Below are 13,931 nucleotides of genomic sequence, written 5' to 3'. Positions count from 1 at the left end.
CCGACACTGTGACGTCGGCAACCGGACGATTTTGTCACGGGCACCTTTGTTTTGTCTCGGAGAGGCCGCGGGGCCGCCGAGCCGGCGCCTGCCGAGGGCCGCCATCGGGGGCGTCGCCGATTTGGACAGCGCGAGCGCCTCGTGTAGAGTCTTATCCGTTGCTTTCCCCCGTAGCTCAATTGGCAGAGCATTCGACTGTTAATCGAAGGGTTACTGGTTCGAGTCCAGTCGGGGGAGCTCTTGAGAGGCCTCGCGATCGAAGAGATCGCGGGGCCTCTTCTCGTTGGCGGAGGCGGGGCCGCCCTGCCCCCAGTGCACGTCTGCCGGACTCCCTCGTGTACCTTGGTGAGGTCGGCGTCACTTGACCGCCGTCACACCTCTGCCCTGACTCTGATCTCGAGGATGCGATCGCCGTGAGTGCCACTCCCCTTGCCCCTGCCCCGCCAAAGGCCCGCAAGGACCGCACCCACTGGCTCTACATCGGCGTCATCATCGGCGTCCTCGCGGGCATCGCCGTCGGCTTCTTCTTCCCGCCCCTCGGCAAGGAGCTCAAGCACCTCGGCGACCTCTTCGTGGACCTCATCAAGATGATGATCAGCCCGGTCATCTTCTGCACCATCGTCCTCGGCATCGGCTCTCTGCGCAGCGCCTCGACGGTGGGCAAGGCGGGCGGCATCGCGCTGACGTACTTCCTCGTCATGTCGACGTTCGCCCTCGGCATCGGCGTCGTCGTCGGCAATCTCATCCACCCGGGAACGGGACTGCACGCGCCCGCGGGAGCGGTGGACAAGTACGCCTCTCAGGCGGAGCACGCCGGCGGCGGCTGGGACTTCTTCTCCTCGCTCATCCCGACGAGCCTCTTCTCCGCGCTGACGGAGGGCAAGGTCCTCCAGACGCTGCTCGTGGCGCTGCTCGTCGGCTTCGCCCTCCAGCAGATGGGGCAGAAGGGCCAGCCGGCGCTCGACGCGATCGCCGTGCTCCAGAAGGCCGTCTTCAAGATCCTCACGATGATCCTGTGGCTGGCTCCGATCGGCGCGTTCGGCGCGATGGCCGGCGTCGTCGCGAGCACGGGGCTCAAGGCCGTCCTGTCCCTGCTCACTCTCATGGTGGGCTTCTACATCACGTGCATCCTGTTCGTGGTCGTGGTGCTCGGACTGGTGCTCAAGGCCGTGACGGGCGTCAGCGTCTTCCGCCTGCTCAAGTTCCTGGGCCGGGAGTTCCTGCTCATCGTCGCCACGTCCTCGTCTGAGTCCGCCCTGCCGAACCTCATGGCCAAGATGCAGCACCTCGGCGTGGACAAGTCCACCGTGGGCGTCGTGGTGCCGACGGGCTACTCCTTCAACCTCGACGGCACGGCGATCTACCTGACGATGGCCTCTATCTTCGTGGCGAACGCGCTGGGGCAGCCGATGGACCTCGGCCAGCAGCTCGGGCTCATCGTCTTCATGATCATCGCCTCGAAGGGCGCGGCGGGCGTGACCGGCGCAGGCCTCGCCACGCTCGCGGCCGGCCTCCAGTCCCACGCGCCGCAGCTCGTCTCCGGCGTGGGCATCATCGTGGGCATCGACCGCTTCATGTCCGAGGCGCGCGCCCTCACGAACTTCGCGGGCAACGCCGTGGCCACGCTCGTGGTCGGCCGGTGGACCCGCACCGTGGACTTCGGACGGGTCGAGGACGTGCTCAGCGGGCGGATCCCGTTCGACCAGTCGAGCCTGGACGGAGACGTCCACGGCGGGATCGGCTTCCCGGTCAGCCCCATGGCAACGAACGGCGACGCCGCGGTCAGTCCCGCCGCAGAGCCCGGCGCTGCTGCTCCAGGTCGATGAGCTCGCGGGAGATCTGGCTGGAGCGCTCGTGCTCGGATTCCGGGTCCAGGCGCGAGAGCTCGCTGACGAGGTCCGCTTTGCGGCGGGTGATGTTCATCTCCGAGATCCGGGCGAGCACCTCGGAGCCGTAGCGCAGCGCCCCCTCGTCATCCCGGGCCGGGATGGGCACGGCCGAGAGCTCGTAGACCAGCGGCAGCAGCTCGCGGGAGACGTGCTCCGCCACGCCGGCCACCCAGCGGGGCAAGGGCGTCTGATTGCGGGCCGCCGCCAGAATGCCGGTGTGCACGGCCGCGAGCGCCGGCGTGTAGAGGCGCAGCCGAGTGAACGGCGCCCAGCGGGTGCGGTCCAGCAGCTGGGGCATCTGCAGGGCCACCACCATGACGTCCCTCTCCAGGCGGACCACGGGATCCCGGAGGTCCAGCCGCACGGGCGGGGCCTGCTCGCCGCTCCCCCGGTCTCGGCTCTCCCGGGAGGGCTGCGATGCGGGTCCGCCCGAGCGGCCGGCTCGGGCCACCGCCTGCTCCACGGAGCCCAGGTCCATCCCGAGCCACTGCGAGAGCTGGCGCGAGTACTCGGGGCGCAGGGTGGCGTCCCTGATGCCCGCGACGATCTCCGCGGCCTGCCGCAGGGCCCCCACGCGGCCTTCGGCCGTGCTGACGTCAAAGCCCTTGATCGTGGAGCGGATGGCGAACTCGAAGAGCGGCCGCTTGCTCTCAAGCAGCTTCCGCACGGCCTCGTCCCCGTGCTTGAGGCGGACGTCGCAGGGGTCCAGGCCGTTCGGCTCCACGACCACGTACGTCTGGGCCACGAACTTCTGGTCCTCCTCGAACGCCCTCAGGGCGGCCTTCTGGCCCGCCGCGTCCCCGTCGAACGTGAACACCACGGAGCCGCCCGTGCCGTCATCCCGCAGAAGCCGCCGCGCGATCTTGATGTGGTCCGCGCCGAACGCCGTGCCGCAGGTGGCCACGGCCGTGTCCACGCCGGCGAGCTGCGCCGCCATGACGTCCGTGTAGCCCTCGACGACGACGATCTGCCGCTGCTGGGCGATGGCCTTCTTGGCCAGGTCGATCCCGTAGAGCACCTGCGACTTCTTGTAGAGCGGCGTCTCCGGGGTGTTGAGGTACTTGGGGCCTTGGTCGTCCTCGAAGAGCTTGCGGGCCCCGAAGCCGATCGTGGCGCCCGTCAGGTCCCGGATGGGCCAGATGAGGCGCCCCCGGAAGCGGTCATAGGAGCCGCGCTGGCCCTGGCTGAGAAGGCCGCCTTCGAGAAGCTCCTCTCGCGTGTAGCCCTTGGAGGTCAGGTGCTTGAGGAGCCCGTCCCAGCCCTTCGGAGCGTAGCCGCAGCCGAAGCGCTCGGCCGCCTCTCGGCTGAAGCCGCGTTCCGCGAGGAAGGAGCGCGCCGTGGCCGCCTCCTCCGACCCGAGCTGGCGGCGGAACCACTCCTCCGCGAGCTTGTGGGCGTCCAGGAGGCGACGGCGCCGGCCCAGCTCCTCCGGCTTGGCGCCCGTCCCTCCGTCCTCGTACTCCACGGTGATGCCGAGCATGGCGGCGAGCTTCTCCACGGTCTCCGCGAACGTGGAGTGGTCCTGCTTCTGGACGAAGGAGATGACGTCTCCGCCCTCTCCGCAGCCGAAGCAGTGGTACGTGTTCGTGGACGTGCGGATGTAGAAGGAGGGCGTCCGCTCGTCATGGAAGGGGCAGAGGCCCTTGAACGAGCCGACACCGGACGAGCGCAGGGTCACGTACCCCTCCACGACGCTCCGGATGTCCGCGCGGTCGCGGACCGCGTCGATCACCTCGCGTTTGATCAGCCCAGCCACAGATTCACTCTATCGCCCAGTGGAGGCCGTCCACCCGGCGCGAACGCCGAATGTGGACAAGGCCTTCCGGCACCCCTCTACAGGAACGTCGGAGCCCCGCCCAGGATGCTCTCGTGCAGGGCCAGGGCGCTGCGGTCCGTGAGCGAAGCGACCTGGTCGATGACCACGCGGCGGCGGGCGGCGTCGTCGTCGGCCTCCGCGAAGTCCGCGGCGAACATCGGATCGAGGTGGCGCTCCCCGGTGCGCACGAGCTCCTCCACGAGCTCCGCGAGGAGGGAGCGCTGCCGCTCGTAGAGCGGCTGGCGGAGGTCGCTCTCCATGACGAACGTGGCCGCAAGCCCCTTGAGGACCGCGATCTCGAGCCGCGTCTCCTCGGGCACGACGACGCTGCCGCGGTACCGCGTGAGCGCCGAACTGTCATAGGACTGCCGGGTGGCCTCGAACGCGGCGGAGGCGAAGCGCCCGATGAGGCCGCTCGTCATGTTCTTCAGGCGCGCCATGTCCTGGCGGGAGCCGCTGGACGAGCGCACCCAGCCGGGCAGGGCCTCGAGACGGCGGAGGGCGGCGTCGATCTCCTCGGCCGGCGCGCCGGGCAGGTACCACTGCTGCGTGTAGCCGATGAAACGGGCGCGCTGGTCCCGGTGGTCCATCCACTTGAGCTGGAGGTGGCGGCCGACGATGGCGTCCTCGACGTCGTGCACCGAGTAGGAGATGTCGTCCGAGAGGTCCATGACCTGCGCCTCGAGGCACGCGCGGCGCTCCGGAGCGCCCTCGCGGATCCACGCGAAGACGGGGAGATCGTCCTCGTAGGCGCCGAACTTGGACGAGCGGGAGCCGTCCGCCTTGAGCGGGGCCTCCTCCGCGCGCCAGGGATACTTGCACGCGGCGTCGAGGCTCGCGCGCGTCAGGTTGAGGCCGGCGGGGCGCCCGTCTGGGAAGAGGGCCTTCGGCTCGAGCCGGGTGAGCAGGCGGAGGGTCTGCGCGTTGCCCTCGAACCCGCCGATCTGGGAGGCGGCCTCGTTGAGCGCCTTCTCCCCGTTGTGGCCGAACGGAGGGTGTCCGAGGTCGTGGGAGAGGCACGCGGCGTCCACGATGTCCGGGTCGCAGCCGAGCAGACGGCCGAGCTCGCGGCCCACCTGCGCCACCTCGAGGGAGTGGGTGAGGCGGGTGCGGATGAAATCGTCCGTGACGGGCGCGAGCACCTGGGTCTTGGCGCCGAGGCGGCGCAGCGCCGAGGAGTGCAGCACCCGGGCGCGGTCCCGCTCGAAGTCCGTGCGGTACGCGCTCTTGGCCGGCTCGGGCAGCCACCGCTCGCGGTCCCGCTCCGTGTACTCGCCGCTCAGCGGAGTGCGCCTGCCCTGCCCAGTCTGCTCAGCCACCGGAGACGTCCACCTCCGCCGCCTTGATCATCTCGGCGCCCACGCCCGTGAGCTCCTGGGAGTCCAGCCAGCCGTCCGGCAAGGCGGTGCGCTTGGGACGGCCCGCGCGGCCGCGGGGTCCTTCGGCGTCCGCGCCGGGGTACGGCGAGTCCGGGTCCAGCTCGGAGAGGATGGACGCGAGCTCCTCGAGCGTGGGCACGGTGGCCAGGCGGGTCCGGATGTCCGAGCCCACCACGTAGCCCTTGAAGTACCACGCCATGTGCTTGCGGATGTCCCGCATGGCCTGCAGCTCGTCTCCGTTGAACGTCTCCACGAGCAGCTCGCCGTGGCGGTAGACGGCCTTGGCCACCTCGCCGAGAGCGGGCCGGCGGCGCTCCGCCGAGCCCTCGAACGCCGCCTGGAGATCGGCGAACAGCCAGGGGCGCCCTTGACAGCCCCGGCCGATGACCACGCCGTCCACGCCGGTGCGGTTGACCATGGCCACCGCGTCCTCCGCGGACCAGATGTCACCGTTGCCGAGCACGGGGATGTCCGGCAGGGCCTCGCGCAGCCGGGCGATCGCGTCCCAGTCCGCCTGGCCGGAGTAGAACTGGTTGGCCGTGCGGCCGTGGAGGGCCACCGCGGCCACGCCCGCGTCCCGGGCGATCCGGCCGGCCTCGAGGAAGGTCAGGTGGTCCGCGTCGATGCCCTTGCGCATCTTGACCGTGAGGGGGACGTCCCCCTTCGAGGCCTCGCGGACGGCCGTCTCCACGATGGCGCGGAACAGGTCCTTCTTCCACGGCAGCGCCGCTCCCCCGCCCTTGCGGGTCACCTTGGGGACGGGGCAGCCGAAGTTGAGGTCGATGTGGTCCGCGCGGTCCTCCTCGACGAGCAGGCGCACCGCAGCGCCCACCGTCACCGGGTCCACGCCGTAGAGCTGGACGGAGCGCAGCTGCTCGTCCTCGTCGTGCTGGATGATCCGCATGGACTCCGGCGAGCGCTCCACGAGGGCGCGCGAGGTGACCATCTCGGTCACGAACAGGCCGCCGCCGTTCTCCCGGCACAGCCGCCGGTATGCGCGGTTGGTGATGCCCGCCATCGGCGCGAGGATGACCGGCGTGTCCACGGTGTGGCGCCCGAGCTGGAGCGGATCGAGGTCCAGCTTCGCGGGCATGGTCTCGAGGCTCATTCAGCGCCTCCCTTCGCGGCAGAATCACGGGCTGCAGGGGTGGCCAGGATGCGCGTCTCGTGCGTGGTCACGGCGGTTCCGTCCGCCTCGAGAGCCGCGAGCACCCGCAGCAGCGGCGTCATGGAGCGGTCCGCCTCCACCCGAATCGGGCGCTCGGCGACCATGAGGCCCAGCAGGTCCGCGACAGCTCGCACCTGCTCGTCCTCCGAGAGCTCCGGGTCCCAGCCGATGAGGACGTCCGCGGCGTCCGCGTCCGCCCCCGAGTTCTCCGCGTCCTCCGGATTCTGGGCGGAAGCGTAGCTCACCGCGAACGCGCGGATCTTCCCCGCCTTGGCGCCCGCCGGGGCGTCCTCCGGCAACGGCGGCCCGCTGCGCACCACGAGGGCGCCGTGGGCGCCCGACTGCGGCGAGAGAAGCATCTGCGCGATCCCGCCCGGTGTCGCCTCGGCCGGGTCCCACTCCGCGTGCGCCGCCTCGTAGAACGCCTTGACCGCGAGCGTCAGCTCCACCGAGCCCGTGGCCAGGTCCGTCACGTGCCGCGAGCCCGCGGCGTGGTCCTGGAAGTCCGGGACCGGAACGGCCCCCGGGCGCACGACGACGGAGCGCGACTCCTGCACGGGCTCCAGCCCCAGCCGCGCCGCAAGGCGCGCTGCGGCCGGGTTCAGGGCGGCCGACAGCTCGGCGTCCCCCGCCTGGACGGCGACGTCCCGCGCGATCGGCCCCGGCTCCACCGCGTACCGCGCCTTCATCGAGGCGGACGGCACGAGGCCGCGGTCCGCGGCGTCCGCGAGCTCGTCCCGGAGGCGGTCCGCGATCTGCGAGGCCAGGCCCTGCCCCCGCACGGCGGGAGCGGTCTCCACGTGGATCCACACCCGCTCGGGGTGCATCCGGGAGGCGGCGAGGGATCCGGCGGCGGCGGGAACGCCGTCGTCGAGCGCCACGACGCCCCGGGCGAACGGCGAGTCCGAATCCCCCTGGAGGAGGGCGCGGTCCACCGCCGCTTGGGCGTTCTCGGCGTCGTTCCAGAGCTCGAGGAGGGCGAGGTCGTCCCCCTCTCGCCACGGCCGGACGGAGAAAGCCACCCGGTCAGCCCATGAGGCGCTCGGCGAGGTAGCCGCGCACCTTGTCGAGGGCGACGCGCTCCTGCTGCATGGAGTCGCGCTCGCGGATGGTGACCGCCTGGTCCTCGAGCGTGTCGAAGTCCACGGTGATGCAGAACGGCGTGCCGATCTCGTCCTGGCGGCGGTAGCGGCGGCCGATGGCGCCTGAGTCGTCCACGTCGATGTTCCAGTGGCGGCGCAGCTCGTCCGAGAGCTTCTGGGCCGGCTCGCGCAGCTCCGGCTTCTTGGACAGCGGGAGCACGGCGGCCTTGACCGGGGCGAGGCGCGGATCCAGGCGCAGCACGGTGCGGACGTCCACGCCGCCCTTCGTGTTGGGCGCCTCGTCCTCGTGGTACGCCTCCACGAGGAAGGCCATCATGGAGCGGGTCAGGCCGAAGGACGGCTCGATGACGTACGGCGTGTAGCGCTCGCCCGAGGCCTGGTCGAAGTACTGCAGCTTCTGGCCGGACGCCTCGGAGTGGTTGGAGAGGTCGAAGTCCGTGCGGTTGGCGACGCCCATGAGCTCGCCCCACTCGCTGCCCTGGAAGCCGAACCTGTACTCCAGGTCGATGGTGCCGGCCGAGTAGTGCGCGCGCTCCTCCGCCGGGACGTCGAACTTCCGGAGGTTCTCCTCGGAGATGCCGAGATCGACGAACCAGGCGTAGCAGTCCTCCACCCAGCGCTTGAAGTGCTCGTCCGCCTCGTCCGGAGCGGTGAAGTACTCGATCTCCATCTGCTCGAACTCGCGAGTGCGGAAGATGAAGTTGCCCGGCGTGATCTCGTTGCGGAAGGCCTTGCCGATCTGGCCGATGCCGAACGGCGGCTTCTTGCGCGCGGCCGTGACCACGTTGTTGAAGTTGACGAAGATGCCCTGCGCCGTCTCCGGGCGCATGAAGTGCAGGCCCTCCTCGTTGTCCACCGGGCCGAGGAACGTCTTCATGAGGCCGGAGAAGTTCTGCGGCTCGGTCCAGTTGCCGGGCTGGCCCGTCTCCGGGTCGTTGATGTCCGCGAGGCCGTTCTCCGGCGGGTGGCCGTGCTTGGCCTCGTACGCCTCGAGCAGGTGGTCCGCGCGGTAGCGCTTGTGGGTGTGGAGGGACTCGACGAGCGGGTCCGTGAAGGTGGCGACATGGCCCGAGGCGTGCCACACCGGGGTGGGGATGATGATGCTGGAGTCCAGGCCCACCATGTCCGAGCGGGAGCGCACGAACGTCTGCCACCACTGCTGCTTGATGTTCTCCTTGAGCTCCACGCCGAGGGGGCCGTAGTCCCACGCCGAACGGGAGCCGCCGTAGATCTCGCCTGCCTGGAACACGAACCCCCGCCGCTTGGCGAGGGAGATCACGGAATCAAGGGCGGACTTCTCAGCCACAGTGACAGGCCTTTCGATGGGGGAAACGTCTCCATGCGCCCGCGGGCGCGTCAGTCTTCAACATTAGCGCTTCTTCCTGCGGATGTTCATGACGGCCATGGCCGCGAACGTCAGGAGGAGGCCGACGACGGCGGTCGCGCCGACGTGCGCCCCGGGCAGCGGCGCGAACAGGTCCAGGAGCAGGGATCCGAGGAGCTGGCCCGTGATCATGCCCATGGACGTGGCGAGCACGCCGAGGTGCTTGAGGAGCCACGTGTTGACTCCGATGTACACGCATCCGCAGGCGCCGCCGAGGAACATCCACCACTGCCCGTGCAGGGCCGGGAACCCCTGCCCGAGGTGCATCGCCAGCCAGACGAGCGCGAGCGCCGCGAATCCGGCCAGGAAGTTCATGAAGGTGGCCGCCATGGGCGAGCCGTAGGCCCGGGCCGAATGCCCGTTGGCTGCCTGCTGGAAGCCCATGAGGAAGCCTGTGGACAGGGGCAGGAGCAGCCACACGGCCGCGCCCGGGCCGCCCGCGCCCTTGCCCGTCATGGAGAGGACGACCGCGATGAGCATGAGGACGACGCCGAGGACGCGGGCCGCCGTGATCCGCGAGCGCCCCGCCGGGCCGAGGCCCCAGTGGTCCACGAGCAGCCCGGAGACCGTCTGTCCGCCCACGATGGCCACCGTGAAGAGCGCGATGCCGGTCATGGGCACCGCCGTCGACTGGGAGAACACGGTGTACGCGCCCACGAGTCCCGCGAGCAGGTAGAACCACGGGATCCGTCGCGAGCGGACCGCCGGGACGATGGACTGCACGCCCCGGCGCATCGAGGGCACCGCGAGCGCGGCGACGGCGAGGATGAGGAGCCCTGAGCCGAAGCTCACGGCGGCCGCCGCCATCGGATCGCCCAGCGCATGGCCCAGTCCGCCGTTCGCCCGGCTCTGGAGGGGCATGAGGGTCCCGGCGAGGACCGCGATGAGAAAGAATAGAGGCATGGCAGAGAACCCAGTCCCCGCCCCCGCCGACGCCGAGCCCCTCCCCCTGCGGGACGAGATGATCCGGCTCGGCCAGGCCCTCAAGCTCGCGAACCTCGTCGAGGACGGCGTGGAGGCCAAGGCCGTGGTCTCCGAGGGCCTCGTGTCCGTCAACGGCGAGCCGGAGACCCGGCGCGGGCGCCAGCTGAAGCCGGGCGACTGGCTCTCGCTCGGCGAGTCCGCCGTCGTCATCGAGCGGGAGCAGCGCTGAGGAACGCGCTCACGTCGCGCATCTCCTCCGGGCTGATCGCGTGGGGCAGGCCCTCGTAGGCCTTGACCACGCTGTGCGGCCGCCCGTCCAGGGCGGCGGCCGTCTCCTCCACGAGGCGCTGCGGGATGACCGGGTCTTCGAGGCCGCGTCCCCAGAAGAGCGGGGCGGGTCCGGCGGGAGCGTCGTCGTCGGCGTCCTCGTCCGCGGGCACCCAGAAGCCGGAGAGCCCGACGACGGCCGCCCACGGCACCCGCCGGCGCTGCGCGAGGACCGAGGCGAGGGCCATGCCCTGGGAGAAGCCGAGCACGGAGACGCTCGCGAAGTCCTCGGGGCGGAGCTCGTCGGCGAGGTGCCGCTCGATGCCTTCCGCGGCACTGAGGACGTCCTCGCGGCGGAAGCCGAGCTCGCCGGATTCCTGGAAGGCGAGGGGGAACCACGCGAAGCCCGGGCCCTCCTGGACGGGGGCGCGCAGGCTGACGAGGAGCAGGTCCTCCGGGAGCATCGACTCGAGGGAGAGCAGGTCCAGCTCGTGGCTGCCGTAGCCGTGGAGGAGGACGAGGGCGTGCTCGGAGCCGTCCCGGCGGGGCTCCGACGAGTAGCGTGTGACAAGGGCGTGGCTCATGGAGTCCAACGTAGTCGAGCGCCTCGCGAGAATGTCAACGGAACCGCCAGGAAGGGGTCCCGCAATGCCCGAGCCCGAAGAGCACGCCGAGAGGCCCGTCCCCGCGCCTGAGAAGGACGCAGCCGTGCGCGAGGAGACTGCCGCCGCGCTCGGTGCGGACGGCTCGGTGCCGGCGGCGGCGCCCCACCCGTGGACCCGGCAGGTTTCGCTCGGGGACTCGTTCACCGAGGGGATCGGCGACCCGTCCGAGGGCGGCGGCCACCGGGGGTGGGCGGACCGCGTGGCCGAGGTCCTCGCGGAGTCGCAGCCGGACTTCGCCTACGCGAACCTCGCCGTGCGCGGGCGGCTGCTCGACCAGATCCGGGACGAGCAGGTGGCCTCCGCGCTCGAGCTGCGCCCGGATCTCATCACGCTCTGCGCCGGCGGCAACGACGTCATCCGTCCGGGCGGGGACCCGGACGTCATCGCGGCGAGGCTGGACGCGGTGGTGGCGATCCTCGCGACCTCGGGGGCCACGATCCTCCTCTTCACGGGGCCCGACATCGGCAGCACGCCCGTGCTCGGGAGCGTGCGCGGCCGCGTGGCCGTCTTCAACGAGCACATCCGCGGGATCGCCGCGCGCCACGACGCCGTGGTGGGCGACCTCTGGAACCTCCACGAGCTCAAGGACAAGAGCATGTGGGACGCGGACCGGCTGCACTTCTCCCCGCTCGGGCACCAGACGATCGCGGCCATGGCCCTCGACGCGCTCCAGGTCCCGCACCGCCTCTCCCCCGAGACCGTGGAGCCCGTGCCGGCGACAAGCTGGCGCGAGGCCCGGGCCGACGACATCCGCTGGGCACGGGAGCACTTCGTCCCGTGGGTCGTGCGGCGCCTGCGGCACGAGTCGTCCGGCGACGGCGTCCTGCCCAAGCGGCCCACCCCGGCGCCCATGTTCGGCGGCTCGATGCCCATGGGGTCCCACGAGGGCGAGGTCGGCAAGCGGTAGGGGGCAGTTCTCGGCTGGGCTCTGCCCTTCCCTCTCCCCCGACCCTCATCCCTCACCCACCCTCACCCCCGGCCCCCGGCCCCCGGCCCCCCCCCTCATCGTTTGTTGCGAGTTGGAGGAATGGACCCGCTCTTTCCTCCAACTCGCAACAGACGATGAGGAGGAGACGTTCAGGTGGACAGGTTCCGGGGACACGCCCAGGAGGGCAGGCTCAGGAGGACAGGAGGCGGCGGACGTCGTCGTCGATCGCGTGGGCGTGGGTGAGGAAGGCGTCATGGCCGTTGGGAGCGCTGATGCTCACGTGCGGGGCCCCGAGGGCGCGGGCGAGGCGCTCGGACTGGGCCGGCAGGTAGAGACGGTCCGAGTCCACGCTGGCGATGAGGAAGCGCACGCCCTCCGCCCGGGACAGCGCGGCGCGGACGCCTCCGCGAGCGCGGCCGACGTCGTGCCCCATGAGCGCGCGGGTGAGGAGGATGTAGGAGTTGGCGTCGAAGCGCTCGGTGAGCTTGCGGCCCTGGTGCTCGAGGTAGGACTCGACGGCGAAGCGCCCCGCCCACTCCCCCGACTCCTGGGGGCAGCGGGAGAAGCGGCCCTCGAGCTCCGCCTCGCTGCGATAGGACAGGTGGGCGATCTGCCGCGCCAGGCTCAGCCCGGTCACGGGCGGCTGCGCGGGGTCGTAGCGTCCGCCGCGGAAGGCGGGGTCCGCCTGCAGAGCCCGCACCTGCATGCCCCCGAGGGCGATCTGCTCGGCCGTCGAGGCGGCGGTGGAGGCGACGACGACGCAGCGCTCCACGAGATCGGGGTTCGTCACCGCCCACTCGAGTGCGCGGGCGCCGCCCATCGACCCGCCGAGGACCGCGGCGAGCCGCGTGACGCCGAGGCGCTCGAGCAGCAGCCGCTCGGCCCGGGCGGAGTCCCGGATGCTCGGCTGGGGGAAGTCGGGACCGGAGGGCAGACCCGTGGCCGGGTCCGGCGAGGAGGGGCCGGAGCTGCCGGCGCAGCCGCCGATCATTCCGATGGAGACGATGAAGTGCTCGCGCGGGTCCAGCGCCCGCCCGGGACCGATCAGGCCGTCCCACCAGCCCGGATCCTCGGGCGTCCCGTGGGCGTGCGTGTCGCCGGTGAGGGCGTGGAGGACGAGCACGGCGTTGTCGCCCCGCTCGTTGAGCCGCCCCCACGACTCCCAGGCGAGGCGGAGATCGGCCAGACAGCGCCCGGATTCGAGGAGGAAGGGGCCCAGGTCAGCGCACTGCAGGCCTGAGGCGGACGGGGCGACGGCCGGGTCCGGGGCCGCCGAACGGGCAGGCGGCGAGGCCGGACGCGCGCCGGCGCGGGCGCGGGCGGACGAGGGGGACGAGGGAGACGGGGCGAGACGGCTCATCGAGACCTCCGACGGGAAGGGCCGCGTCTCACCGCGGCCGCGCTTGCCCGCACGCGTTCATGCTGCGGACCAGGTCCTCACCCGGGGCACCCCACCGCGGCGGGAGGGTTGCCGGCCAGCAAGCCGGGGCTTCGCGCTGGCACTCGTGACCATTCCCAGCCAGTGTGGGACAGCCCGCCGGCCCGCCGCAAGCGGAGTCCGCATGGCGATCGGGGCGTGGCATCCCACGGGCGCCGCCGTCATCGGGCACCGCCGTCGTCGGGCGCTGCCGTCGTCGAGCGCTCAGGTTGGCACCGCCCGATCCGGGCGCCAACCTTCGGCCTCCTAAATTTAGGTCTGCCTAATTACTGTGAGACATCTCTCGGTGAAAGGATGGCGGCATGCGCCTGGATCACGTCTCTTACGCTTCAGAACCTGACGGCCTCGACGCCACGGCGGACCGCATCGCCGCCCGACTCGGCGTGGACGCCGTCAAGGGCGGGGTCCACCCGCGCTTCGGCACGCGGAACAAGATCATCCCGCTCCACGGCCGCCGGTACATCGAGGTCGTGGAGGTCCTTGAGCACCCCGCCGCGGAGAAGCAGCCGTTCGGCCAGGTGGTGCGCGCCCGCTCCGAGGCGGGCGGCGGCTGGATGAGCTGGTGCGTGGCCGTGAGCGACCTCGCGCCCTTCGAGCAGCGCCTCGAGCGCAGCGCCGTGCCCGGCCACCGCCGCTTCCCGGACGGCCGAGACCTCTCCTGGAAGCAGATCGGCATCAAGGGCGTCATCGCCGATCCCCAGGTCCCCTATCTCCTGCGGTGGGACGAGGGCTCCGACGACCTCCACCCCTCCCAGGCGCTCGATCCCCAGGCCGACGTCACCGCCCTCCAGATCGCCGGCAGCGCCGAGCGGCTCGAGGAATGGCTCGGCGCCTCCAGCCCGGAGGACGTGGACCGCGTGCTGGACGGCGTCCACGTGGAGTTCCTGGCGCCGAACGGGACGCCGGGACTTCTGACCGTGACCTTCTCCTCGCCGAAGGGCGACGTCACCATCTGATCCCCGCCCGTCGG

General features: G+C 71.4%; 12 protein-coding genes, 1 tRNA gene and 1 riboswitch. Of the genes, 5 read left to right on the top strand and 8 right to left on the bottom strand.

Features of this window, described 5'->3' with window-relative positions; all coding sequences use genetic code 11:
- Positions 1 to 164: 164 nt before the first annotated feature.
- Both H9I38_RS04610 and H9I38_RS04605 read left to right on the top strand, forming a co-directional pair.
- Positions 165 to 237: transfer RNA gene (locus tag H9I38_RS04610), tRNA-Asn, on the top strand.
- A 170-nt stretch (positions 238 to 407) separates the two neighbouring features.
- Positions 408 to 1,826: a cation:dicarboxylate symporter family transporter gene (locus H9I38_RS04605; protein ID WP_413463520.1), complete on the top strand. Its 1,419-nt coding sequence runs from the start codon at positions 408 to 410 to the stop codon at positions 1,824 to 1,826.
- Here the strand turns inward: H9I38_RS04605 and dnaG are convergent.
- From dnaG to H9I38_RS04575, 6 genes are all read right to left on the bottom strand, one after another.
- Positions 1,783 to 3,645 (bottom strand): DNA primase, encoded by a 1,863-nt coding sequence (gene dnaG / locus H9I38_RS04600; RefSeq protein WP_226337566.1) that lies wholly within the window; start codon positions 3,643 to 3,645, stop codon positions 1,783 to 1,785. The two genes, H9I38_RS04605 and dnaG, sit on opposite strands and share 44 nt — an antisense overlap.
- 77 nt (positions 3,646 to 3,722) lie before the next feature.
- Positions 3,723 to 5,024: a deoxyguanosinetriphosphate triphosphohydrolase gene (locus tag H9I38_RS04595; protein ID WP_413463517.1), complete on the bottom strand. Its 1,302-nt coding sequence runs from the start codon at positions 5,022 to 5,024 to the stop codon at positions 3,723 to 3,725.
- Entirely contained in the window at positions 5,017 to 6,192 is a 1,176-nt protein-coding gene (gene dusB, locus H9I38_RS04590; RefSeq protein ID WP_226337565.1) for a tRNA dihydrouridine synthase DusB, read from the bottom strand. The genes H9I38_RS04595 and dusB overlap by 8 nt, the downstream gene beginning before the upstream one ends.
- Entirely contained in the window at positions 6,189 to 7,274 is a 1,086-nt protein-coding gene (locus H9I38_RS04585) for a GNAT family N-acetyltransferase (protein ID WP_226337564.1), read from the bottom strand. Before H9I38_RS04585 ends, dusB begins: the two co-directional genes overlap by 4 nt.
- A 4-nt stretch (positions 7,275 to 7,278) precedes the next feature.
- A complete protein-coding gene (locus H9I38_RS04580) occupies positions 7,279 to 8,661 on the bottom strand; it encodes a glycine--tRNA ligase (protein WP_226337563.1) in 1,383 nt (460 codons plus the stop codon).
- Between the two features lie 63 nt (positions 8,662 to 8,724).
- The gene (locus H9I38_RS04575; RefSeq protein ID WP_226337562.1) at positions 8,725 to 9,642 is read right to left on the bottom strand and encodes a DMT family transporter; all 918 of its coding nucleotides are present in this window, start codon (positions 9,640 to 9,642) and stop codon (positions 8,725 to 8,727) included.
- Between H9I38_RS04575 and H9I38_RS04570 the strand changes: the two genes are divergently transcribed.
- The gene (locus H9I38_RS04570) at positions 9,641 to 9,892 is read left to right on the top strand and encodes an RNA-binding S4 domain-containing protein (RefSeq protein WP_226337561.1); all 252 of its coding nucleotides are present in this window, start codon (positions 9,641 to 9,643) and stop codon (positions 9,890 to 9,892) included. The genes H9I38_RS04575 and H9I38_RS04570 overlap by 2 nt on opposite strands.
- On the opposite strand, the gene H9I38_RS04565 is transcribed toward H9I38_RS04570, so the two are convergent.
- On the bottom strand, positions 9,870 to 10,514 hold the full coding sequence (locus tag H9I38_RS04565; protein ID WP_226337560.1) for an alpha/beta hydrolase: 645 nt from the start codon (positions 10,512 to 10,514) through the stop codon (positions 9,870 to 9,872). The genes H9I38_RS04570 and H9I38_RS04565 overlap by 23 nt on opposite strands.
- Before the next feature lie 64 nt (positions 10,515 to 10,578).
- Between H9I38_RS04565 and H9I38_RS04560 the strand changes: the two genes are divergently transcribed.
- Positions 10,579 to 11,502 carry an SGNH/GDSL hydrolase family protein gene (locus H9I38_RS04560; protein WP_226337559.1) on the top strand — a complete coding sequence of 308 codons (924 nt, stop codon included), beginning with the start codon at positions 10,579 to 10,581 and terminating at the stop codon, positions 11,500 to 11,502.
- 211 nt (positions 11,503 to 11,713) lie between these two features.
- On the opposite strand, the gene metX is transcribed toward H9I38_RS04560, so the two are convergent.
- Positions 11,714 to 12,883, bottom strand: a complete 1,170-nt coding sequence (gene metX / locus H9I38_RS04555; RefSeq protein WP_226337558.1) for a homoserine O-acetyltransferase MetX — start codon at positions 12,881 to 12,883, stop codon at positions 11,714 to 11,716.
- A 34-nt stretch (positions 12,884 to 12,917) separates the two neighbouring features.
- Positions 12,918 to 13,034: riboswitch (SAM riboswitch) on the bottom strand.
- 229 nt (positions 13,035 to 13,263) lie between these two features.
- On the opposite strand from metX, the gene H9I38_RS04550 reads away from it, so the two are divergent.
- Entirely contained in the window at positions 13,264 to 13,917 is a 654-nt protein-coding gene (locus H9I38_RS04550) for a VOC family protein (RefSeq protein WP_226337557.1), read from the top strand.
- Positions 13,918 to 13,931: the final 14 nt, after the last annotated feature.

Origin of the sequence: Arthrobacter sp. UM1 (assembly GCF_020483305.1) — a bacterium.
GTDB lineage: Bacteria > Actinomycetota > Actinomycetes > Actinomycetales > Micrococcaceae > Falsarthrobacter.
The sequence above is the reverse complement of the archived record's forward strand: the minus strand, read 5'-3'. Positions and strand labels throughout refer to the sequence as shown.

Bases quoted from the DNA above. Each gene is read 5' to 3' on its own strand.
- dusB (WP_226337565.1), bottom strand. From the start codon at position 6,192: ATGAGCCTCGAGACCATGCCCGCGAAGCTGGACCTCGATCCGCTCCAG.
- H9I38_RS04570 (WP_226337561.1), top strand. From the start codon at position 9,641: ATGGCAGAGAACCCAGTCCCCGCCCCCGCCGACGCCGAGCCCCTCCCC.
- H9I38_RS04575 (WP_226337562.1), bottom strand. From the start codon at position 9,642: ATGCCTCTATTCTTTCTCATCGCGGTCCTCGCCGGGACCCTCATGCCC.
- H9I38_RS04565 (WP_226337560.1), bottom strand. From the start codon at position 10,514: ATGAGCCACGCCCTTGTCACACGCTACTCGTCGGAGCCCCGCCGGGAC.
- H9I38_RS04560 (WP_226337559.1), top strand. From the start codon at position 10,579: ATGCCCGAGCCCGAAGAGCACGCCGAGAGGCCCGTCCCCGCGCCTGAG.
- metX (WP_226337558.1), bottom strand. From the start codon at position 12,883: ATGAGCCGTCTCGCCCCGTCTCCCTCGTCCCCCTCGTCCGCCCGCGCC.
- H9I38_RS04550 (WP_226337557.1), top strand. From the start codon at position 13,264: ATGCGCCTGGATCACGTCTCTTACGCTTCAGAACCTGACGGCCTCGAC.